A 20644-nucleotide genomic window follows, 5' to 3' on the forward strand; every position below is an offset into this window, starting at 1 on the left:
ACCTGCAATCGACATTGCGCGCGTGCTCGGACCTTGAGCAGCAGGCGGCGCGGTTGAAGCAGTTGGTAGGTAGCTTCAGGATCTAAGGCGACCTCACCGGCCTCATCGCGAGCAAGCTCGCTCCCACAGTAGATCTATAGTGCGACAAAGATTCCTGTGGGAGCGAGCCTGCTCGCGATAGCGGCCTGCCAAACGATACTTCCCCCGCCGACATCCCCCCCCCCCGCACAACCCCAACCGAACATCTATCCTTCATATAGGTCAACCAAAGGAGTAACAGGACCGGAGGATCGTTCATCGTGCATATCGCGGACATCACCATGTTCTACGCCCCTGCCAGCGGAGGCGTGCGCACTTATCTGGATGCCAAGCACCGTCGCCTGGGCATCAAGCCAGGCATTCGCCACAGTTTGCTGATCCCCGGATCGTCCTTTGGAGAGCAGGATGGCATCTTCACAGTTCCCGCCCCTGCCCTGCCCTTCGCCAAGGGCTATCGCTTTCCTCTGCGTCTGGCGCCCTGGCGCAATGTCCTGCAAGACTTGCAACCCGACCTGATCGAAGTTGGCGACCCCTACCTCACCGCTTGGGCGGCGCTGGATGCGCGGCGCCAACTCGATGTGCCGATCATCGGTTTTTATCACTCGGACCTGCCCCTGCTGGTCAGCAACCGCATGGGCAACTGGGTGACCAACAACGTCGAGGCCTATGTCAGCAAGCTCTACGGCAACTTCGACCGGGTCCTGGCGCCCAGCCGGGTCATGGCCGACAAACTCACCGGGCTTGGGGTCAGGAATGTCTTCGTGCAGCCGCTCGGCGTTGACCTGCAAACCTTCAATCCCGATGCCAGAGACCCCGGACTGCGGGCCGAACTGGGTCTGGACGAAAACACCCACCTCTTGATCTTTGCCGGGCGCGGTTCCAAGGAAAAAAACCTGCCGGTGCTGCTCGACTGCATGAAACGCCTGGGCCGACGCTATCACCTGCTGCTGGTTGGGTCGTCGATGCCCACGGCCGTGCCCTCCAACGTGACGGTGATCGACGAGTTCTGCCCGGCGGCGCAGGTGGCCCGCCTGATGGCCAGCGCCGACGCCTTGCTCCACGCTGGCGATCAGGAAACCTTCGGCCTGGTGATACTCGAAGCCATGGCCAGCGGTATTCCGGTGGTAGCCGTGGCGGCCGGGGCGTTCGAAGAAATCGTCACCGAGGACTGCGGCCTGCTCTGTGCGCCGAACAATCCCGCCGCGATGGCCACCGCTGTTCGAGAACTGTTCGGCTCGGGCAGCGTAGCGCTGGGCCAACAGGCGCGATTACATGTCGAACGACATTATGCCTGGGACACGGTGGTCACCAGTTTGCTGCGCCACTATCACGCCGTGCTCGGCAGCCAATGGCCGCTGACAGCCAATGGTTGAGCCCATGAACAGTCCCGCTTTACTGCTGGTACTGCACGACGTGGCGCCGCCCACCTGGGCCGATTACCAGTCGTTCGTCAAAGCCGTCGACGCTTTGGGTGGCGTACCGATCACCTGGCTGGTGGTGCCGGATTTGCACAAACACAACAACCTGGACGCCCATCCGCAGTTTTGCCGCCAGCTCAGTGCCAGGGTCGCCCGGGGCGACGAACTGGCACTGCATGGCTATTTCCATTACGACGACGGGCCGATGACCATCAATCCCAGCGACTGGTTCATGCGTCGGGTCTACACCCACGAAGGCGAGTTTTACCGTTTGTCGCAGGAAGACGCCCTCGCCCGCCTGCGTTCGGGCATCGAGATGTTCCACCGCCATGACTGGCCGCTGGAAGGGTTCGTCGCCCCGGCCTGGCTGATGAGCCAAGGCACTCGCCAGGCATTGCGCCAATTGCCGCTGAGTTACACCAGCGACTCGCAACATTTATACCGGCTACCGGATTTCACCGCGCTCGAGGCGCCGGGGCTGGTCTGGAGTGCGCGCAGCGCCTGGCGCCGGGGTGTGTCGAAGCTCGTCAGCGACCGGCGTGAACAGCGCTGGCAGCACGCTCCGGTGATTCGCCTGGGCCTGCACCCGGTGGACATGCGCCATGAGTTCTCGCGCCGATACTGGCTAAAAACCCTTGAGCGCCTACTCGACAACGGACGGGTGCCAATGACCAAGGCACACTGGCTGGCGAAGCAAAACGACCGACTGGGCCGTGCCGCATGAGTCGCGCACTGCTGTTGCTCGTCGGTCTGCTCGCGGCAGTGCTGATTCCATTACTGTTGGGCGGCGGTGAAATCTGGTCTCGGCTGACCGCCTTTCCGCTGCCGTGGTTGCTGATCATGTTCGGCATGATCCTGTTGTGCTGGGGGGTGAACACCCTGCGTTTGCGCCTATTGCTGGGGGATCAATGCAACAAAGTCAGCCGGCTCAGGAGCCTCGGCGTGGTGATGGCCGCCGAATTCGCCTACTGCGCCACGCCCGGCGGCAGTGGCGGGCCTCTGACGATCATGGCTTTGCTGGCGCGTCACGGCGTGCGTCCGGCCAGGGGCAGTGCGGTGTTTGCCATGGATCAACTGAGCGACTTGCTGTTTTTTCTCTGTGCCCTGAGCGGGATTCTGATTTACGCCCTGTTCCAGCACCTCAGCCAGCGTATGGAATGGATGCTGATGGTCAGCGCCGTTTCGCTGTTCGGCGGCCTGATCAGTTGCGTCATGGTGGCGCGCTATCACCGATTATTGATTCGCCTGAGTGGTCGTTGGCTCGCCCGACTCAATGTCAAAGCGGCCACTCGAATGCGCTGGGCGCGCAAACTCCTGCAGTTTCTGGCGGCGTTTACCGACACGTTGAAGTTGCCCGTGCAGACCTTGATCAAGGTATTCGCCCTGACCTGTGTGCATTGGGGCCTGCGCTACAGCGTGCTGTACCTAGCGTTGCGTGGGCTCGGCGCGGATTTGCAGTGGGCCTGGAGTTTTCTGATCCAGATGCTGGCACTGAGCGCCGGGCAATTCAGCCTGCTGCCGGGCGGAGCCGGGGCGGCTGAGTTGACGTCCGCCGCGCTGCTGGCGCCCATGGTCGGGAAGTCCACGGCAGCCGCGGCGATTCTGATTTGGCGGGCGGTAACCTATTACTTCTATTTACTGGTCGGTGGGCCGGTGTTTCTGCTGATGCTGGGTCGGCCGCTGCTGAAGAAGTTGATGAAACTCAGGCAGGCTTAGGTTTGTCCTCGGGCTCTTGCTGCAACTGTTCCCACAACTGCGCGGCGTCGGGAAACTCCGTACCGGTTTCAGGCCCCATGTCATCCGGGTCGTAGCGGCTCAGGCAACCCTCGCCCAGCGTGGCGGGAGCCTTGGAGGTGGCTTTGTCCAGTGGATCGGCCATGGTCATGTCCTCGGTGCAAAAACGGCGAAGGGCCTGAAGCGATTGAACGCCCAGGCCCTTCGAATTTCAACTGTGACGTACGTCTGTCAGAAGACGACGGTCTTGTTGCCGTGCACCAGCACGCGGTCTTCCAGGTGATAACGCAAGCCACGGGCCAGCACCATTTTCTCGACATCGCGGCCGAAACGCACCATGTCTTCGATGCTGTCGCTGTGGTTGACGCGCACCACGTCCTGCTCGATGATCGGGCCGGCATCCAGCTCTTCGGTCACATAGTGGCAAGTCGCGCCAATCAGCTTCACGCCGCGCAGGGAGGCCTGGTGGTACGGCTTGGCACCGACGAACGACGGCAGGAAACTGTGGTGAATGTTGATGACCTTGTGCGCGTATTCGCTGCACAACTCAGGCGGCAGGATCTGCATGTAGCGGGCAAGTACCACCACTTCGGCATCGTGTTGCTTGACCAGGCGCGAAACCTCGGTGAAGGCTGGCTGCTTGTCCTGCGGATTGACCGGGACGTGGTAGTACGGAATACCGTGCCACTCCACCATGCTGCGCAAGTCATCATGGTTGGAAATCACACAGGAAATTTCGCAGTCCAGTTCATCGCTGTGCCAGCGGTGCAGCAAGTCGGCCAGGCAGTGCGACTCGCGGCTGGCCATCAGGACCACGCGCTTCTTTTGCTCGGTATCGGTGATGCGCCAGTCCATCGAGAACTCTTCGGCGATCGGGGCAAAGGCTTCACGAAACGCTTCTATACCAAATGGCAGGGAGTCGGCACGGATTTCGTGACGCATGAAGAACCAGCCACTGAGATTGTCCGAGTGATGGCTCGCTTCAGTGATCCAGCCGTTGTGTGATGCCAGAAAGTTACTGACTTTGGCAACGATGCCAACACGGTCCGGGCAAGAAATCACCAGACGAAAAGTGCGCATGAGGGGGGAACTCCAGAACTTCGCAAAGGCCGCCATTCTAGCGATTGCGCAACAAAACTGCAGTATTGTTGACGTTTCGCCCTGCCGGAAGGTCAGTGCGGCAGGGCGGACACCAGCAGTGCCTGCTTGCACAGATGCTCTTGCGGTGCCGGCCAATTGTTAATTTATGTATATCTGACAGACCGGGACCACACTAATAATCGCACTACCAATGCGCGCCAGAACCCCGGCAATTAAATTGAATAAACTTGCCTTAAATGTTTACTTGATGAAACACCGTGACTATTATTGCCGCACTGTCACCTGCCATCCAGCGCACAACATAAGGTAGTCCACATGTCCTTGATCAACGAATATCGCGCCACCGAAGAAGCTATCAAAGAGCTGCAAGCCCGTTTGAAGAACCTGTCCCAAGACGACAAACTGCAAACCGAGCTGGAATTCGAAGGCAAACTGCGCACCCTGATGGGTGAATACTCCAAGTCCCTGCGTGACATCATCGCGCTGCTGGATCCAGAATCCAAAACCAAGGCACCACGCGGCGGTGCAGTGAAAACTACCGGCACCAAGCGTGCTCGCAAAGTTAAACAATACAAAAACCCGCACAATGGTGAAGTCATCGAAACCAAAGGTGGCAACCACAAGACTCTGAAAGAGTGGAAAGCCAAGTGGGGCGGTGACGTGGTGGAAGGCTGGGCTACCCTGCTGGGCTAAGCCTCAGAGCTTGTCGCAGATGGATCCGTGACAAAAAATAACGCCAGCAAATGCTGGCGTTATTTATGCCCGGCGTTTAAGCCCTGGCATGTTCGATTTCAAAGACTCAAACGCTGGCGCAGTCCCTGGACATAATCCTGCCACTCACCGAGCACCCCCTGCTGAAACGCAGTAGCACTAACGCTCAATTGGGCCGCGGCTTCTACAAAACTTTCAAGGGTATTTGGCGCACCCCATTCAGGGTCTGACAAACGTTTCTGACAGAATATTCGCCAGCGCTCTTGCTCTTCGGAATTCAGCGTGTCGGGAAAGTTGCGTGCGCGATATCGAAACAGCAATTCAGGCAAACGTTCGTCATCGAAAGGCCACTGCTCTTGTGCCAATTGCATCGGGTCAACGGCCCTGACTTGTTCACACAATCGTCGATCCCGATCACCGATAAATCCATCGTATAACTGTTGCTCCGGATCCTGGCTCTGGGAAAAGTCTTCGCGGGCATAAATCGCCAGGATTTTATCCAGCCAAACTTTCCGGGCGTCATTGAGCTGCGACACCCTCTGCTGATACAGCGCCATATCCAGCCCCAGACGCTGCTGATCTTCCTGGCGAAGTACTGACAACGGTGCCACCACCGGGCACTTGTTGATGTGAATCAGCTTCAACGGCACCGGCAACTCGCCTTCGGCCAGTTCGTCGCGGCGGGTATACAAGCGCTGGCGCAAGCTTTCGGCATCCAGGTCGAGCAGGCCCTGGGGATCCAGGTGCAGATCACAGACAATCAGGGCGTTCTTGTTGCGCGGGTGCCAGGCCAGCGGCAACACCACCCCCACATAGTTGCGAGCGGCCGAAAAACGTCCGGAAACATGCACCAGCGGTTGCAGCAGGCGTATCTGGTCCATGACTTTTTGCTTGCTGCGCAGTTGAAATAACCAGTCGTACAGCTTTGGCTGTTTTTCCCGTATCAGGCGCGCCAGGGCGATCGTCGCGCGAACGTCCGACAGTGCTTCGTGGGCATTGCCATGATCGATGCCATTGGCAGCGGTCAGGCGTTCGAGCTTGAGCGTGACCCGCCCCTCGTCATCGGTCGGCCAAACCAGGCCATCTGGGCGCAAGGCATAGGCGGCGCGCACCACATCGATCAGGTCCCAGCGGCTATTGCCGCCCTGCCACTCCCGCGCATAGGGGTCGAAAAAGTTTCGGTACAGGCTGTAGCGGGTCATCTCGTCATCGAAACGCAAGGTGTTATACCCCGCACCACAGGTACCGGGCGCCGCGAGTTGGGCATGCACCCGGGTCATGAAATCGGCTTCGCTCAAGCCGTGCTCTTGCAGTTGCCCGGGGGTGATTCCCGTGATCGCGCAGGCGGCAGGATGCGGCAGGATGTCGTCACTGGGCTGGCAGTAAAGATTGACCGGCTCGTCGATTTCATTGAGATCGAAGTCGGTGCGCAGGCCGGCCATTTGCAACGGACGGTCACTACGGGGATTGATGCCAGTGGTTTCGTAGTCGTACCAGAAAATGGAGGTCACGGGCGATTCCTGAACTGAAGATCGGCAAAGTCTAGGCGTTCACCGCCCGCCCCGGCCAGTAGTCTTGTCATTCAAGCACCTTGCGCGACTCACCATGCAATACATAGTTATGTCGTTTCCCCCAGCCCCCGCCCCTCGAATAGGCTGCTAGCATCGACTGGATACACAATCCCGAATAAGGCCACATCATCAGGTTGCCCATGCTCGAGACCACAGCACAGCCACGGAATGCGCCGCTGTCACCGCCGCTGGATACGCGGTACCAGGTCGAAACGCCGGAGGGCGTCGACCTGCCACTGCGCCCGGCCGGGTTGATGGTCCGTGCGCTGGCATTCTCCATTGATCTTGGTTTACGCGGCCTGGTCCTGGGCGTGCTGTTCATTGTGCTGGCGATGCTCGGCAAACTCGGAGCCGGGCTCGGCTCGATCCTGCTGTTCGTGGTGAGCTGGTGGTACATGGTGCTGTTCGAGGTGCTGAATCACGGTCGCTCGCCGGGCAAGCAATGGATGGGCCTGCAGGTGGTGCACGACGATGGCACCCCGGTCGGCTGGTCGGCGTCGCTGTTGCGCAACCTGCTGCGCGTTGTCGACCTGCTGCCGTTCGGTTACTTCCTCGGGGCCATCAGTTGCCTGCAACATCCCCACTTCAAGCGCCTCGGCGATATCGCCGCCGGGACCCTGGTGATCTACCGCGAACGACCGCACACCCGCCCCCAGCTCCCCGAAGCCCGGCCCCGCCGCCCGGCCTTTGTCCTGACACTCACCGAGCAACGGGCCATCCTCGGGTTTGCCGAGCGCCAGGGTGAACTCTCCGAAGCGCGGGTCGATGAACTGGCTTCGATTCTCGCCCACCCCTTGCAAGTCCAACCCCCGCAGGCATTGACCGAGCTCAACGGCATCGCCCGCGGCTTGTTGGGGCCGACATGAAGCAAAGCCTTTTTGAAAGCCGGCACAAGGCCGAATGGGACCATTTCGCCCATCTGCTCGAGCAGTTGGAACGGGACGGCAAGGCTACCGACGCCGGCAGTTTCCCGAAGGACTACCGACGCCTCTGCCAACACCTGGCACTGGCACGGGAGCGTGGCTACAGCAGTTTTCTGATCGACTCCTTGCAGCAACAGGTGCTGCGCGGACACCAACAGCTTTACCGTCATCGCAGCCATTTGGGGGCCAATGTGCTGGCGTTCGTCCTGGCCGACTTTCCGCGACTGGTGCGCGAACAGTGGCGTTTTGTCCTCGCCGCCAGCCTGATGTTTTTTGGCAGCCTGGCCGGTTTCGCGCTGCTGGTGTACCTGTACCCTGCGCTGGTCTACAACCTGATCCCCGCCGAGCAGGTCAGCGAGATGCAAAGCATGTACGACCCCGTTGCCGGTCACCTCGGGCGCACGGCGGAACGAGCCGCCAGCGAGGACTGGGCGATGTTCGGCTACTACATCATGCACAACATCGGCATTGCCTTTCAGACCTTCGCCAGTGGTTTGCTGTTCGGTCTGGGCAGCGTGTTTTTCCTGATTTTCAACGGCCTGATGATCGGTGCGGTGGCCGGGCACCTGACCTACGTCGGCTACGGGCAAACCTTTTGGTCATTCGTGATCGGCCATGGCGCTTTCGAACTCAGCGCCATCGCCCTGGCCGGTGCCGCCGGTCTGAAGCTGGGCTGGGCCTTGGTCGCCCCGGGGCGTCTGCCACGGGCCGAGGCCTTGCGATTGGCTGCGCGCAAGAGCGTGCTGCTGATCTGCGGGGTCATGCTGTTTCTGTTGATCGCTGCGTTTATCGAAGCCTATTGGTCGTCAATGACCGGCCCTTCGCACCAGACCAAATATCTGGTCGGCGCGGCGCTCTGGCTGTCGGTGGTGGTTTATCTCGTGTTTGCCGGACGTCAGCGCCATGCGCCTGAGTGACGCCACGGTGGTGATTCGCCCGCGCTCGACCTGGGAAGCCATGGACCTGGGGGTGCTGCTGAGCCAACGCCACCGACGTCTGTTGATGACCAGTTGGGCCTTGGTCACCTTGCCGGTTTTCGCGCTGCTCAGTTGGGGGCTCTGGGATTCGCCCGATCTCGCCGTGTTCATTTTCTGGTGGCTGAAGCCGGCGTTCGAACGCCTTCCCCTATACATCCTGTCCAAAGCCATGTTCGGTGAAACGCCCACTCTCAAACAGGCCCTGCGCCAATGGCCACGTCTGCTCAAGCCGCAATTGCTGGCCAGCCTGACCTGGCGACGCCTGAGTTTGCCCCGCAGTTTCGTGATGCCGGTGGTGCAACTCGAAGGACTGGACGGGCAGCAACGGCAACAACGCCTACAGGTGCTGTTGCAGCGAGACGCCGGCACCGCACGCTGGCTGACGATCATCGGCGCGCACCTGGAAGGCGCATTGTGGGTCGGCTTGATGGTGTTGTTCTATCTGCTGCTGCCACAACAGGTCGCGCTCGACTGGAGCTGGCAGTCGCTGATCTCGGCGGCCACCCAGGACTGGCGTTGGCTGGAACACCTGACTAATGCCTTTTATGCACTGGTGCTGGTGGTCTGGGAACCGATCTATGTCGCCTGCGGTTTCAGCCTGTACCTGAACCGGCGCACCGTGCTGGAGGCCTGGGATATCGAACTGGTGTTTCGCCGGATGCGCCAACGTCTGGTCAGTGCAGGCGCTGTCCTGTTGATGGCCGTGATTATGCTGATGCCAACCACCCACAACGCATGGGCCACAGAACCGACCCTCTCACCCGACAGCCCGCGCCTGCTGGGCCAGCCCCTGACCAGTCAGGCCTCCAGGGACAGCATCAAGGCGATCCTCGAACAGGCGCCCTTCAAGAACCGGGAATCGGTCACGCGCTACCGCTTTGGCGAAGAGCAACCGAATGCTGAAGCTTTGGACGACGGCAAGACACCACAATGGTTGAAGGCGCTGTTGAAGCTGCTCGAGGGGCAACGCTTCGGGGCATTGGCGACACTGATCGAAATCGTACTGTGGGGCATCGTCATTGGCGCCGTCGGCCTGTTGATCTGGCGCTATCGCGACTGGCTGCAGGCGTTCGTCAGCCGACGACCGCCCCTCAATGTCAAAGCCACGCGACCGTTACCGCAGCAGGCGTTCGGCCTGGACCTCAAGCCCGAATCCCTGCCCGCCGACATCGCCGCCCACGCCGAAAGCCTCTGGCAAGCCCACCCACGCGAAGCGCTTGGCTTGCTCTATCGCGCTCTGCTCAGCCGCCTGCTGCACGACTTCAATATCGTGCTCAAGGCCGCCGACACCGAAGGTCAGGTGCTTCGGCGTGTCGAGCTACTGCAGCAGCCGGCCTTGCTGGCCTACAGCCAAAACCTTACCGGGCACTGGCAAAACATGGCCTACGGGCATCGCCTGCCGCCCGCTCAAGTGCAACAGGAACTGTGTAACGGCTGGCGTGTTCTGTTCGGTCCGGAGGCTGTCCGTTGAGTCGGCGCCGGGGTTCGATAGCCGGTGCGTTGATGGCCGTGTTGCTGGCTGCGTTGAGTGTTTATCTGTACCTCAAGGCGACTCCCTACCGGACCGAAATCGATCACGGCCCCTCCCCCGAAGCCAATGCCAACCCTTATCTGGCGGCCGAGTTGTTCCTGCGCAAGCAAGGCCTGAAGGTCGGCCACGCCAATGGCCTCGATATCCTGCCCAGCCTCGACCCGCATCAACACAGCCTGCTGTTGCTCGGGGAACGCTACAACATGACCCCACGGCAGATCGACCAGGTGATGAACTGGACCCGGGCCGGCGGGCGGCTTCTGTTCGTCGCCGAGGCGCTGTGGGATGAAAAACTCGGCCATAGCAATGACCTGCTGCTCGACCGGGTGCAACTGCACCAGTCCTTGAGCAAAGACCTCAAGGACCCACCGCCGGATATCGGTGACGATCCGTACCCGCAACTGACCAAGCTCTACCTGGAAGACGAAGACGCCCCGGCCTATGCCGGTTTCGATACCGCGTTCCATCTCGAAGACCCGAAAAACCTCGCCCTGGCCTGGGCCAACAGCGCCAGGGCCACGCACATGATGCAACTCAACCACGGGCTCGGTTCGATCATCGTGGTCACCGATGCCGACCTGTGGAAAACCCCGGCCATCGACCGGTACGACAACGCCTGGCTGCTCTGGTACCTGACCGCCGACACCCGCGTGACGCTGATCTTCAACACCGATCACGACAGCCTGCTGACGTTACTGCTGCGTTATTTCCCCCAGGCGCTGGTCGCGTTGTTCGCCTTGATCGGCCTGAGTTTCTGGCACTTTGGCGTGCGCCAGGGACCGTTGCTGGAAGCGGCTCCGAAAGCACGCCGGCAATTGCAGGAGCACCTGCGCGCCAGTGCCGACTTCCTGTTGCGCCGCAACGGTCAGGCCGGCCTGTTGCAAGCCTTGCAGCAAGACATCCTGCGGCGTGTACGGCGTCGTCACCCCGGTTTTGAACAGCTCGGTGTTGCCGAACAATGGCTGGTGCTCGCGCGCCTGACCGGCCAACCCACACGCGCCATCAGCCAGGCCATGAGCCCGCGGCCGAAACAACGGCTTTCCAGCGTTGAATTCAGCCGCCAGGTCGCCCACCTGCAAACTTTGAGGAACGCCTTATGATCTGGCACCTGACAAGTGTTGGATTCCCATTGGATTAGAAGACAGCCCCTTACGAGCTGTTCGAGGCTACCTCCGGCAGTTGCGGGTGCGAGCCACATTTGAGTCGACCTCTCATCGTCCGCATTGGGTTGAATCCATAGTCGAAAGCGGACGTTCCCAGGCACCTACGAAGTTATGGCGATTTAGTCTTGGTCCGTGGGAAATCAGTGCTCGCCATTAATCTTTCGTGAACATACTCCTCAAATTGTTCGGCTGGCAGTGGCGGGGAAAACAGGAAGCCCTGATAGGTCTGGCAGCCATGCTTGACTAAAAAGATGCGCTGAGCTTCTGTCTCCACACCTTCTGCAATCACCGAAAGCCCCAATATCTGGCTCAGGCTCACAATCGCGCAGGCGATGGCGGCGTCGTTGGGATCAACCAGCACATCTCTGATGAAGGACTGATCGATCTTGAGTTGATCCAGCGGAAGGCTCTTCAGGTATGACAGTGACGAGTAGCCGGTTCCGAAATCATCCAGCGAAAGGCCTATGCCGATCTCTTTCAACTCGATCATTTTGGCGACAGTACCTTCCATATCCTCTATCAGCAGGCCTTCGGTCAGTTCCAGTTTCAATTTCTTCGGATCGGCCCCCGTGTATTTCAGTACTTGCAGTACCTCCTCGACGAAGTCCGGATGGTGAAACTGGCGGGCGCTGACATTCACAGCCATACCCAGTCGGGCGGTTTCCGAACGCTTTGCCCAGGCAACCAGCTGAGTGCAGGCTGCCTGCAGCGCCCAACGGCCTAATGGCAGAATCAACCCTGTTTCCTCTGCCAATGGAATGAACTCGCCTGGAAACACGACTCCGCGCTCAGGATTCCGCCATCTCATCAGTGCCTCTGCGCCAATGATACGGCCCTCACTATTCACCTGCGGCTGGTAATGAAGAAGGAATTCGTTGTCCTGCAAGCCTTGGCGCAAGTCTACTTCCAGTCTGGCGCGTGCCGTGGCAACCGCCTGCATTTCCGGATCGAAGAAGCGCATGGTATTGCGGCCCGCTGCCTTGGCGCGATACATCGCCAGGTCAGCGCGCTTCAGAATATCGTCCGCTGTGCTCAGTTGCCCCTGGAACAGCGCAATGCCGAGGCTGGGGGTGCTGTGGTGCTCATATCCATCCAACTGGTAGGAAATGTTCAGAGAGTTGAGAATCTTTTCGCCAATAGCCTTGGCCTGGATAGCTGCGTCTGGAGGATTCTCATTAAGGCCATCCAGCAGGACGACGAATTCGTCTCCGCCCAGGCGAGCCACGGTGTCGCTCTCGCGTATGCAGCCGCAAAGGCGCAGAGCAACTTGCTGCAGCAACATGTCGCCTCTGTCATGCCCCAGCGTGTCGTTCAGTGCCTTGAAGTTATCCAGGTCAATGAGAATTATCCCGTTCGTATGCAGGCTACGGGCGCTGCCCGCCAGCAGATGCTGTAACCGGTCCAACATGAGCCGCCTGTTGGCCAGCCCGGTCAACTGATCGTAGAAGGCCAAACGCTGGACCTCTTGCTCAGCGGTCTTACGGTGGGTGATGTCAGTATTGATCGACAGAACGGATTGCGGCTGGCCATCATCGTCTCGCACCAGGGTTCGATGACTTTCGAGCGTGATGGTGCAGCCATCCCGGCGTCGAAGTGTAACTTCGTCCGCCCAGTCACCCGTTTCTATCAGGCTGTCAGTGGCCGCATTGAAAGCGGCGCTACCCTGGTAGATCAACTCCTGTGCCGATTTGCCGAGTGCCTCTTCCTTTGACAGACCGTAGAGACGCTCGGCACTTTTGTTCCAGTACAGGATGCGGTTATCCATCCCGTGAACGACAATGGCGTCCTGGGCCTTGTCCAGCAGCGATGCTTGCTGGCGGGCCTGCTTCTCGCTTTCGCGCAGCACTGCCAGATAACCTTCCCTTTCGGCTGCTTGCGACTCCATTTCGCGCCTGATCTTGCCCCCGTAGATAACGGCCGCACTGACCATCAGTAGCACGAACACCATGATCGCGTATTCGACCCGGCGCAGTTCTTCGACCGACTCAAGCTCCTCCTCCAGGAGCTTGCTTTGAATCAGGCCAACGCGATCCCGCACGGTACTGAGTGAGGCGAGCAACAGGGCAAACTTCCTGTCCATCGTTGCCATGCGTTTGCCGGCATTATCCGACTGCCCCTCCCTGAAGTAGGAAAAGATCAGCAAGGCCTCGTTCACCATTTCGACCATCGCGGCATCAACTGCACCCACCTCATCCTTCAATGCAAGGGTAAAGGCCTGTATATCTGCACTGTGTTCAGCCTCATTGGCGATCCGTACTTCCAACTGTTTTTTGGCCATTGCCAAATGCTCGTTGAAGGCGCGCAAGGCTTCATTCATGTTCCGCGATTCGGCTTCAACATTATGTGTATCGAACACATTATTGCCCGGCGCATTGACTGTGGAAGCCAGGCTGCCCAGCGTTGAATAGCTCGACAGCTGTTGGACCCACGACTGGTTTGCCTTGATGGAGCGGTGATAGGTATCGACGATCAGGTGGTTCAATAGCACGCTCAGCACAACAACCAGCACGTCGAATCCCGCAAGAAAAAAGTACATGCGGTGCCATTTGGTCGAGCGCGGCTTATTTGAACTGGTGGGTATGGCTTGCTTTGCGGCGGTTTTATTCCTGAAAAAATCCATTTCACAATCTCCAAACATAATCCTTCTAAATTGACCAATAGAAGCGGTATTCGGAAACCAATTGACCTTTTGTGCCGCCACCTGAACCTGAGAACACACCGCACGTAGCATTAGCCAAATTTTTTCTCTGTTCTGGATTCACGCTGGTTTTCGTGAGCGAAGCTCCCGAGTGTCGTTGCGCATTTGCGCCCCTGAACTGGATGCTTCATGCAGAATAGTCGGGTTACACAGGGCACGTTGCGGGTCATTTCCGCGCAGCCTGCCGGACTGCCTGATCAGCTTCGACAGCAGACCAAGCATAGCCACTAATTTGCCATTATTCTGTTCGCCGACTGCTCCAGGTCGGTAGCAGCCCTTGATGGTCGGCAGCTTTCGGCTGTGGATTCAACCGGTCGATGCAACACAGCTAAATTCTGTGTAGGCAGAAGGAGTGTTGCAGGCTTGCTCTGCTGTGAAATTGTCACTGGCTGAACCCGTCCCTGCTATCTACGACATGCGCCGTTGCCGCCTGATACCGGTGCGGCAGATACGTTTCAAGCAGCTCCAGCCATGCTTTTCGCTCGCATCACCCTTGGTTCCGGGATGGCCGAATGACTGCCGCGACACGGCAAGGCTTTACTGCACCTTATCGTGCAGACCTGACAGCAGCGTTTGATTCACTCATCGAACCAAATTCTCCCAAGCAAGGCAGGTAATGTCGGCAGTTGACCGTCATAGACTAACCTCCACCTCTGACGAACGCTCAAATGAAGGGTTGCCATGGGTTTGCAATGAGGCAGATTGGCAGTCACTCACTCGTTCCACGCGTAAGAAAATACGTGAAAAAAGTTAGATTAGATAAGTGACTGACTTATGGAAGATAAAACAAATGTAACTGTTAACAAGGCTCCGGAAGTCGTGAGTCAACCGATCGAGCCCGACGCACCGAGCCATGCCGCTCAACAGCGTCAGCGTGCCGGCCATCTGGCCCAGGCCGTACGCAAAGAACTGCAAAAAGCGGTGATTGGCCAGGACAGCGTGATCGACGACGTCCTGACGGCACTGATCGCCGGCGGCCACGTGCTGCTCGAAGGCGTGCCCGGTTTGGGCAAGACCCTGTTGGTGCGCGCCCTCGCCCGCTGCTTCGGCGGCGAGTTCGCACGCATCCAGTTCACCCCGGACCTGATGCCCAGCGATGTCACCGGGCATGCCGTGTATGACTTGCAGACTGAACAATTCAAACTGCGCAAAGGGCCATTGTTCACCAACTTGCTACTGGCCGACGAAATCAACCGCGCCCCGGCGAAAACCCAGGCGGCGCTGCTCGAAGCCATGCAGGAACGGCAAGTCACCCTCGAAGGCCGTCCATTGCCGATTGCGCAACCGTTCATGGTGCTTGCCACGCAGAACCCGATCGAACAGGAAGGCACTTACCCCCTGCCGGAGGCTGAACTGGACCGCTTCATGCTCAAGGTCCGCATGGATTACCCCGACGCCGAGCAGGAGCTGGACATGGTGCGTCAGGTCAGCCGCTCGACCCGGGCCGACATGCTTGATGTCCAACCGATGCGCACGTTATTGCAGGCCAGGGATGTACTGGCCCTGCAACGCATCGCCAGCGACCTGGCACTGGACGACCAGGTGCTCGATTACGCCGTGCGCCTGGCCCGCTCCACCCGCAACTGGCCTGGCTTGATCCTCGGCGCCGGCCCACGCGCATCCATCGCGCTGGTGCGATGTGCCCGGGCCCGGGCGCTGCTGCGCGGCGGTGAGTTCGTGATTCCGGATGACATCAAAGGCTGCGCCCTGGCCGTGCTGCGCCATCGTGTGCGCATCGCGCCGGAGCTGGATATCGAGGGTCTGGATGTCGATCAGGTGCTCCAGCAGTTGCTCGACCAAGTGCCGGCGCCGCGCCTGTGAAACCCTCGCGCCTGGTGCTCGTCTGGCTGTTGATCCTGCTGGCCTGCACCATTGTGTCGGGCACTTTGGTGGCATTGGAGGTCTCGGTTCCGACGAATCTCATGGCGATCAACTGGGGGTTGCTCCTGGCGCTGCTGGCCCTGGCACTGCTGGATGCGGTGTGCGTGAAGCGCCTGCCGTCGCCCCGGCTGAAACGCCAGATACCCGGCAGCCTGGCGCTGGGTCGATGGAGCGAGGTGCAACTGACGGTCGAACACGACTTTGCGCAACCGCTGAAGGTACAAGTCTTCGACCATGTGCCACCGGGCCTGAGTTTCGAAAACCTGCCGCTGACGGTCGAGCTGCAACCCGGCCAGCACAGCCTGGCCGGTTATCACCTGCGCCCGCTCAAGCGCGGCCACTTCAGCTTCGAACACTGCGAAATCAACCTGCCAAGCCCCTTGGGACTCTGGTCGCAAAGACGCTTGCTCGACCTGCCCGACGCCACCCGCGTCTACCCCGACTTCGCCCGTCTCTATGAAGGGCAATTACTGGCGGTGGACAACTGGCTCAGCCAGCTTGGCGTCCGCCAGAAACAACGGCGGGGCCTGGGCCTGGAATTCCATCAATTGCGCGAATTTCGCGAGGGCGACAGCCTGCGCCAGATCGACTGGAAAGCCACCGCGCGCCAGCGCACGCCGATTGCCCGGGAATATCAGGACGAACGCGATCAGCAAATCATTTTCATGCTCGACTGCGGCCGGCACATGCGCAGCCAGGATGATGAGCTGTCGCACTTCGATCACGCCCTCAACGCCTGTTTGTTGCTCAGCTACGTCGCTCTACGTCAGGGCGACGCCGTGGGCCTGAGTACTTTTGCCAGCGAACAGGCGCGCTACCTCGCGCCGGTAAAAGGCACCAGCCATCTCAACACCCTGCTCAACACCGTCTATGACTTGAACAGCACCCAACGCAGCGCCGACTATCAAGCCGCGGCCACGCAACTGCTGGCACGGCAAAAACGCCGGGCACTGGTGGTGCTGGTGACCAACCTGCGCGAAGAGGACGACGATGAATTGCTGCCGGCCGTCCACCGCCTGAGCCAGCAGCATCAGGTGCTGGTCGCGAGCCTGCGCGAAGACGTGCTCGACTCCCTGCGTCAGTCACCGGTGCAGACTTTGCCCGAAGCGCTGGCCTATTGCGGGACCGTGGACTACCTGAATGCACGCGCCGAACTCCATGAGCGCTTGAACGCTCATGGCGTATTGGTGATGGATGCGCGGCCTGGTGAGTTGGGAGCAGAGTTGGTGACTCGGTACCTGGGCTGGAAGAGAACCGGACTCTGAGCCTGGGCAATCACTCACAGCCAAGTTCCCATTGATCTCACGCCGAAGCCGGCAGCGGCAGAAAACTGAAATACTGCTTCAACGCCTCTACCAGTTGCCCATACTCCGGCGGTGCCCGTTGCAGGCTGAACCCGGCGTCGAAATGTTGGGGGGTCGCGTCTTCGTGGCACCACAGGCAACAGGCCTGCAGGTCGATGATTCGCAGACCACCTTCGCTGGCGGGAATTTTCAGGCGCAGGCTGAAGTCCGCGCCGATCATCATCGGCAGCTGGCTGATCAACATCAGCCCGTCTTCGGAGACATTGCCCAGGTAGCCGATGGGTTTGCCGGTGATGCCGTTGAACACTTTCAGGAAGTACGGCAGTTGATGCCGCTCGATTCGGCGGTCAGTGAACATGTGCAATTTCGCTATGCAAGGCTCTTAAGCAGAGCCGCACTACTGCTTCGGAACGGGTATGCATAAGTCTTTGCCCGCTCTCCCCGCTTCCGGTGCGCCAGTCCTTGTAGCGCAGAGTCTTGCTTGTACCGGTCACAGGTGTTGCCCCGGTTCATCAGAGACAACGCTCTAAAACCGGTTCCCTGGACTATAGCTCACCACCGCCGGGGAGCCAGCGATCAGAGGGTTACGGCCGTCAGAACTGCGTGGATTTTGTCGCGGCGGCACTGCGCAACGGGTAGTGACCCAGGCTTTGCAGGGTTTCCAGACGAGCTCGGGCGCGGTAGGCGTATTCGCTCTGTGGGTACGACGCGATGATGAACTGATACGTCTGCGCCGCATCGACAAACATCTTCTGCCGTTCCAGGCAAAGGCCGCGCATCATCGATGCTTCCGGCCACACATAAGGTCGCGCCCGGCTTTCGCGCTCGACCTTGGACAGTTCAAGCATGACTTGCTCGCAATTGCCCCGGTCATAGGCTTTGTAGGCATTGTTCAAATGATGGTTCATCGACCAACGGGTGCAGCCCGTGACGCTGAGGGCGCTGATGGCAAGGGCGGCAATGAGTACGCAACGCATGGGAAAATCTCCTGTCATGAACGCTGTATCGACCCATGGTCGGAAATCTTCAGGCTGCCGGATGCAAAGTTGCGCGGTTCTATAAAGAAGGCAATAACCAGGTTCTTCGAAAAAACCAAGCTCTTCACGAAAAGTAGTGCATACGAACAATGACTACACCTTCGGAGCATAGTAGCCTCACTCAGCGCTTGAACTCAGGAGTCTTTGCATGTCCGTCCGTCGTACCAAAATCGTCGCCACCCTTGGCCCGGCCAGTAACTCGCCGGAAGTTCTCGAACAGCTGATTCTGGCTGGCCTGGACGTCGCCCGCCTGAACTTCTCCCACGGCACCCCCGACGAGCACAAGGCTCGCGCGAAGCTGGTGCGTGACCTCGCTGCCAAGCACGGCCGCTTCGTCGCCCTGCTGGGTGACCTGCAAGGCCCGAAAATCCGTATCGCCAAATTCGCCAACAAGAAGATCGAGCTGAAGATCGGTGATCAATTCACCTTCTCCACCAGCCATCCTCTGACCGAAGGCAACCAGCAAGTGGTCGGCATCGACTACCCGGACCTGGTCAAGGACTGCGGTGTGGGCGACGAGCTGCTGCTCGACGACGGTCGCGTGGTGATGCGCGTCGATACCGCCACCGCCACCGAGCTGAACTGCACCGTGACCATCGGCGGCCCGCTGTCCGACCACAAAGGCATCAACCGTCGCGGTGGCGGCCTGACCGCTCCGGCCCTGACTGAAAAAGACAAGGCCGACATCAAGCTCGCCGCGGAAATGGAAGTCGACTACCTCGCGGTATCCTTCCCGCGTGACGCCGCCGACATGGAGTACGCCCGTCAACTGCGCGACGAAGCCGGCGGCACTGCCTGGCTGGTGGCGAAGATCGAACGCGCCGAAGCCGTGGCCGACGACGAAACCCTCGACGGCCTGATCAAGGCGTCCGATGCGGTGATGGTTGCCCGTGGTGACCTGGGTGTGGAAATCGGCGATGCCGAGCTGGTGGGCATCCAGAAGAAAATCATTCTGCACGCACGCCGCCACAACAAGGCGGTGATCGTGGCGACCCAGATGATGGAGTCGATGATCCAGAACCCGATGCCGACCCGCGCCGAAGTGTCCGACGTAGCCAACGCCGTGCTCGACTACACCGATGCCGTGATGCTCTCGGCCGAAAGCGCCGCTGGCCTGTACCCGCTGGAAGCCGTTCAGGCCATGGCGCGTATCTGCGTCGGTGCCGAAAAGCACCCGACCAGCAAGACCTCCAGCCACCGCATCGGCAAGGAATTCCAGCGCTGCGACGAAAGCATCGCGCTGGCGACCATGTACACCGCCAACCACTTCCCGGGCGTGAAGGCGATCATCGCCTTGACCGAAAGTGGCTACACCCCGCTGATCATGTCGCGCATCCGCTCCTCGGTGCCGATCTACGCGTTCACCCCACACCGCGAAGCCCAGGCTCGCGCGGCAATGTTCCGTGGCGTGTACACCATCCCGTTCGACCCGGCTTCGCTGGCGCCGAACGAAGTCAGCCAGAAGGCTATCGACGAGCTGGTCAAGCGCGGCGTGGTACAGAAAGGCGACTGGGTCATCCTGACCAAAGGCGACAGCTACCACACTACCGGTGGCACCAACGGCATGAAGATCCTGCACGTTGGCGATCCGATGGTCTGAGTGACCGGCTGCTGAAAAACAAAAGCCCCGCCATGTGAATGGCGGGGCTTTTTGCATTCGGATCCGATAGTTGTGTTGTTCAGGCTGGCCTCATCGCGAGCAAGCTCGCTCCCACAATGGTTTGGTGTACACAAATCTACTGTGGGAGCGAGCTTGCTCGCGATGGGGCCGGCCCAGTCAGCGAAAGATTCAATGCCGCTTGATGAACCCCGTCAACGCCGCCAACGCCTCCGGCGACCGCAGCCGCTGGGTAAACAACGCACCCTCCTCTTCAATCACCTTGCGCAACAGCTCCCGGTCCGGCGCTTTCATCAATTGCTTGCTGATACGCACTGCTTCCGGCGGCAGCGACTCGAATCGCAACGCCATCTCCCGCGCCCTGGCCAAGGTTTCTTCGCCACTGCCCAAGGCTTCGGACGCAATACCCCACGCGGCAGCCTGCTCCCCATTGAAACCTTCACCGAGCAGCAACAACTCCGCCGCCTTGGCCTGCCCGAGCAGACGCGGCAGGATCAGGCTGGAGCCGAACTCCGGGCAAAGACCAAGGTTGACGAACGGCATGCGCAGCCGGGCGTCGCGGCTGACGTAGACCAGGTCGCAATGCAGCAACATGGTCGTACCAATGCCCACCGCCGCTCCGGCCACGGCGGCGATCACCGGTTTGCGGCATTCGAGCAAGTTGAGCATGAAATGGAACACCGGGCTGTCGAGACTGTTCGGCGGTTGCTGGATGAAATCGGCGATGTCGTTGCCGGCGGTGAAGCATTCGGCAGAGCCGGTGATCAACACGGCGTTGACATTCGGGTCGCTGTCGGCCTGTTTCAGCGCCTCGGCCAAGTGGCTGTACATGGCGCGGGTCAGGGCGTTTTTCTTGTCCGGGCGATTCAGGCGCAGGGTCAACAGGCCGCGTTCGCGTTCAACTTGGATGGCATCGGTCATGGCAGGTCTCGCGTCTG

Annotated in this window: 18 protein-coding genes; 11 read left to right on the plus strand and 7 right to left on the minus strand. The window is 59.8% G+C overall.

The genetic code is table 11. From position 1 onward, the window contains the following. The first annotated feature begins 299 nt into the window (after positions 1 to 299). From gpgS to gpgF, 3 genes are read left to right on the plus strand one after another with little or no spacing between them, the layout of a single operon-like run. On the plus strand, positions 300 to 1412 hold the full coding sequence (gene gpgS, locus AC1Q6Y_RS04200) for an N-acetylglucosaminyl phosphatidylglycerol synthase (RefSeq protein ID WP_492624071.1): 1113 nt from the start codon (positions 300 to 302) through the stop codon (positions 1410 to 1412). Further along, positions 1405 to 2181 carry an N-acetylglucosaminyl phosphatidylglycerol deacetylase gene (gene gpgD / locus AC1Q6Y_RS04205; RefSeq protein ID WP_492624072.1) on the plus strand — a complete coding sequence of 259 codons (777 nt, stop codon included), beginning with the start codon at positions 1405 to 1407 and terminating at the stop codon, positions 2179 to 2181. Before gpgS ends, gpgD begins: the two co-directional genes overlap by 8 nt. Further along, on the plus strand, positions 2178 to 3173 hold the full coding sequence (gene gpgF / locus AC1Q6Y_RS04210; RefSeq protein WP_492624073.1) for a glucosaminyl phosphatidylglycerol flippase: 996 nt from the start codon (positions 2178 to 2180) through the stop codon (positions 3171 to 3173). Before gpgD ends, gpgF begins: the two co-directional genes overlap by 4 nt. Here the strand turns inward: gpgF and AC1Q6Y_RS04215 are convergent. Further along, positions 3160 to 3336 (minus strand): hypothetical protein, encoded by a 177-nt coding sequence (locus tag AC1Q6Y_RS04215; protein WP_173677941.1) that lies wholly within the window; start codon positions 3334 to 3336, stop codon positions 3160 to 3162. The two genes, gpgF and AC1Q6Y_RS04215, sit on opposite strands and share 14 nt — an antisense overlap. 86 nt (positions 3337 to 3422) lie before the next feature. Then, positions 3423 to 4271: a formyltetrahydrofolate deformylase gene (gene purU, locus AC1Q6Y_RS04220; RefSeq protein ID WP_057713501.1), complete on the minus strand. Its 849-nt coding sequence runs from the start codon at positions 4269 to 4271 to the stop codon at positions 3423 to 3425. Between the two features lie 336 nt (positions 4272 to 4607). On the opposite strand from purU, the gene mvaT reads away from it, so the two are divergent. Then, the gene (gene mvaT, locus AC1Q6Y_RS04225; protein ID WP_007933316.1) at positions 4608 to 4985 is read left to right on the plus strand and encodes a histone-like nucleoid-structuring protein MvaT; all 378 of its coding nucleotides are present in this window, start codon (positions 4608 to 4610) and stop codon (positions 4983 to 4985) included. Between the two features lie 98 nt (positions 4986 to 5083). On the opposite strand, the gene sbcB is transcribed toward mvaT, so the two are convergent. Then, complete coding sequence (gene sbcB, locus AC1Q6Y_RS04230) at positions 5084 to 6514, minus strand: exodeoxyribonuclease I (RefSeq protein WP_489339140.1); 1431 nt, start codon at positions 6512 to 6514, stop codon at positions 5084 to 5086. A 200-nt stretch (positions 6515 to 6714) separates the two neighbouring features. Between sbcB and AC1Q6Y_RS04235 the strand changes: the two genes are divergently transcribed. The 4 genes from AC1Q6Y_RS04235 to AC1Q6Y_RS04250 are packed head-to-tail and all read left to right on the plus strand — an operon-like array spanning position 6715 to position 11105. After that, on the plus strand, positions 6715 to 7440 hold the full coding sequence (locus AC1Q6Y_RS04235; RefSeq protein ID WP_492624074.1) for an RDD family protein: 726 nt from the start codon (positions 6715 to 6717) through the stop codon (positions 7438 to 7440). Next, entirely contained in the window at positions 7437 to 8414 is a 978-nt protein-coding gene (locus AC1Q6Y_RS04240) for a stage II sporulation protein M (protein ID WP_057713498.1), read from the plus strand. Before AC1Q6Y_RS04235 ends, AC1Q6Y_RS04240 begins: the two co-directional genes overlap by 4 nt. Continuing rightward, positions 8401 to 9945, plus strand: coding sequence for a DUF4129 domain-containing protein (locus AC1Q6Y_RS04245; protein ID WP_492624075.1), 1545 nt, complete (start codon positions 8401 to 8403; stop codon positions 9943 to 9945). Before AC1Q6Y_RS04240 ends, AC1Q6Y_RS04245 begins: the two co-directional genes overlap by 14 nt. A 32-nt stretch (positions 9946 to 9977) precedes the next feature. Beyond that, a complete protein-coding gene (locus AC1Q6Y_RS04250; protein ID WP_492624136.1) occupies positions 9978 to 11105 on the plus strand; it encodes a DUF4350 domain-containing protein in 1128 nt (375 codons plus the stop codon). Between the two features lie 172 nt (positions 11106 to 11277). Here the strand turns inward: AC1Q6Y_RS04250 and AC1Q6Y_RS04255 are convergent, their stop codons facing one another. Continuing rightward, complete coding sequence (locus tag AC1Q6Y_RS04255; RefSeq protein ID WP_492624076.1) at positions 11278 to 13788, minus strand: putative bifunctional diguanylate cyclase/phosphodiesterase; 2511 nt, start codon at positions 13786 to 13788, stop codon at positions 11278 to 11280. Between the two features lie 897 nt (positions 13789 to 14685). Here AC1Q6Y_RS04255 and AC1Q6Y_RS04260 point away from each other — a divergent pair. Together AC1Q6Y_RS04260 and AC1Q6Y_RS04265 are read left to right on the plus strand one after the other, a co-directional pair. Next, complete coding sequence (locus AC1Q6Y_RS04260) at positions 14686 to 15687, plus strand: AAA family ATPase (RefSeq protein WP_150813322.1); 1002 nt, start codon at positions 14686 to 14688, stop codon at positions 15685 to 15687. After that, positions 15684 to 17012, plus strand: a complete 1329-nt coding sequence (locus AC1Q6Y_RS04265) for a DUF58 domain-containing protein (protein WP_492624077.1) — start codon at positions 15684 to 15686, stop codon at positions 17010 to 17012. The genes AC1Q6Y_RS04260 and AC1Q6Y_RS04265 overlap by 4 nt, the downstream gene beginning before the upstream one ends. Positions 17013 to 17049: 37 nt before the next feature. Here AC1Q6Y_RS04265 and AC1Q6Y_RS04270 read toward each other — a convergent pair whose 3' ends face one another. Together AC1Q6Y_RS04270 and AC1Q6Y_RS04275 are read right to left on the minus strand one after the other, a co-directional pair. Beyond that, the gene (locus AC1Q6Y_RS04270) at positions 17050 to 17409 is read right to left on the minus strand and encodes a PilZ domain-containing protein (RefSeq protein ID WP_057713492.1); all 360 of its coding nucleotides are present in this window, start codon (positions 17407 to 17409) and stop codon (positions 17050 to 17052) included. A gap of 235 nt (positions 17410 to 17644) precedes the next feature. Next, positions 17645 to 18028 carry a tetratricopeptide repeat protein gene (locus AC1Q6Y_RS04275; protein ID WP_057713491.1) on the minus strand — a complete coding sequence of 128 codons (384 nt, stop codon included), beginning with the start codon at positions 18026 to 18028 and terminating at the stop codon, positions 17645 to 17647. 208 nt (positions 18029 to 18236) lie between these two features. Here AC1Q6Y_RS04275 and pyk point away from each other — a divergent pair, with 208 nt between their 5' ends. After that, positions 18237 to 19688: a pyruvate kinase gene (pyk, locus tag AC1Q6Y_RS04280; protein ID WP_007978464.1), complete on the plus strand. Its 1452-nt coding sequence runs from the start codon at positions 18237 to 18239 to the stop codon at positions 19686 to 19688. 189 nt (positions 19689 to 19877) lie between these two features. Here pyk and AC1Q6Y_RS04285 read toward each other — a convergent pair whose 3' ends face one another. Next, complete coding sequence (locus AC1Q6Y_RS04285; protein WP_340313106.1) at positions 19878 to 20627, minus strand: enoyl-CoA hydratase-related protein; 750 nt, start codon at positions 20625 to 20627, stop codon at positions 19878 to 19880. Positions 20628 to 20644 lie beyond the last annotated feature (17 nt).

This window comes from Pseudomonas sp. GW823-FHT06E10 (assembly GCF_058794995.1).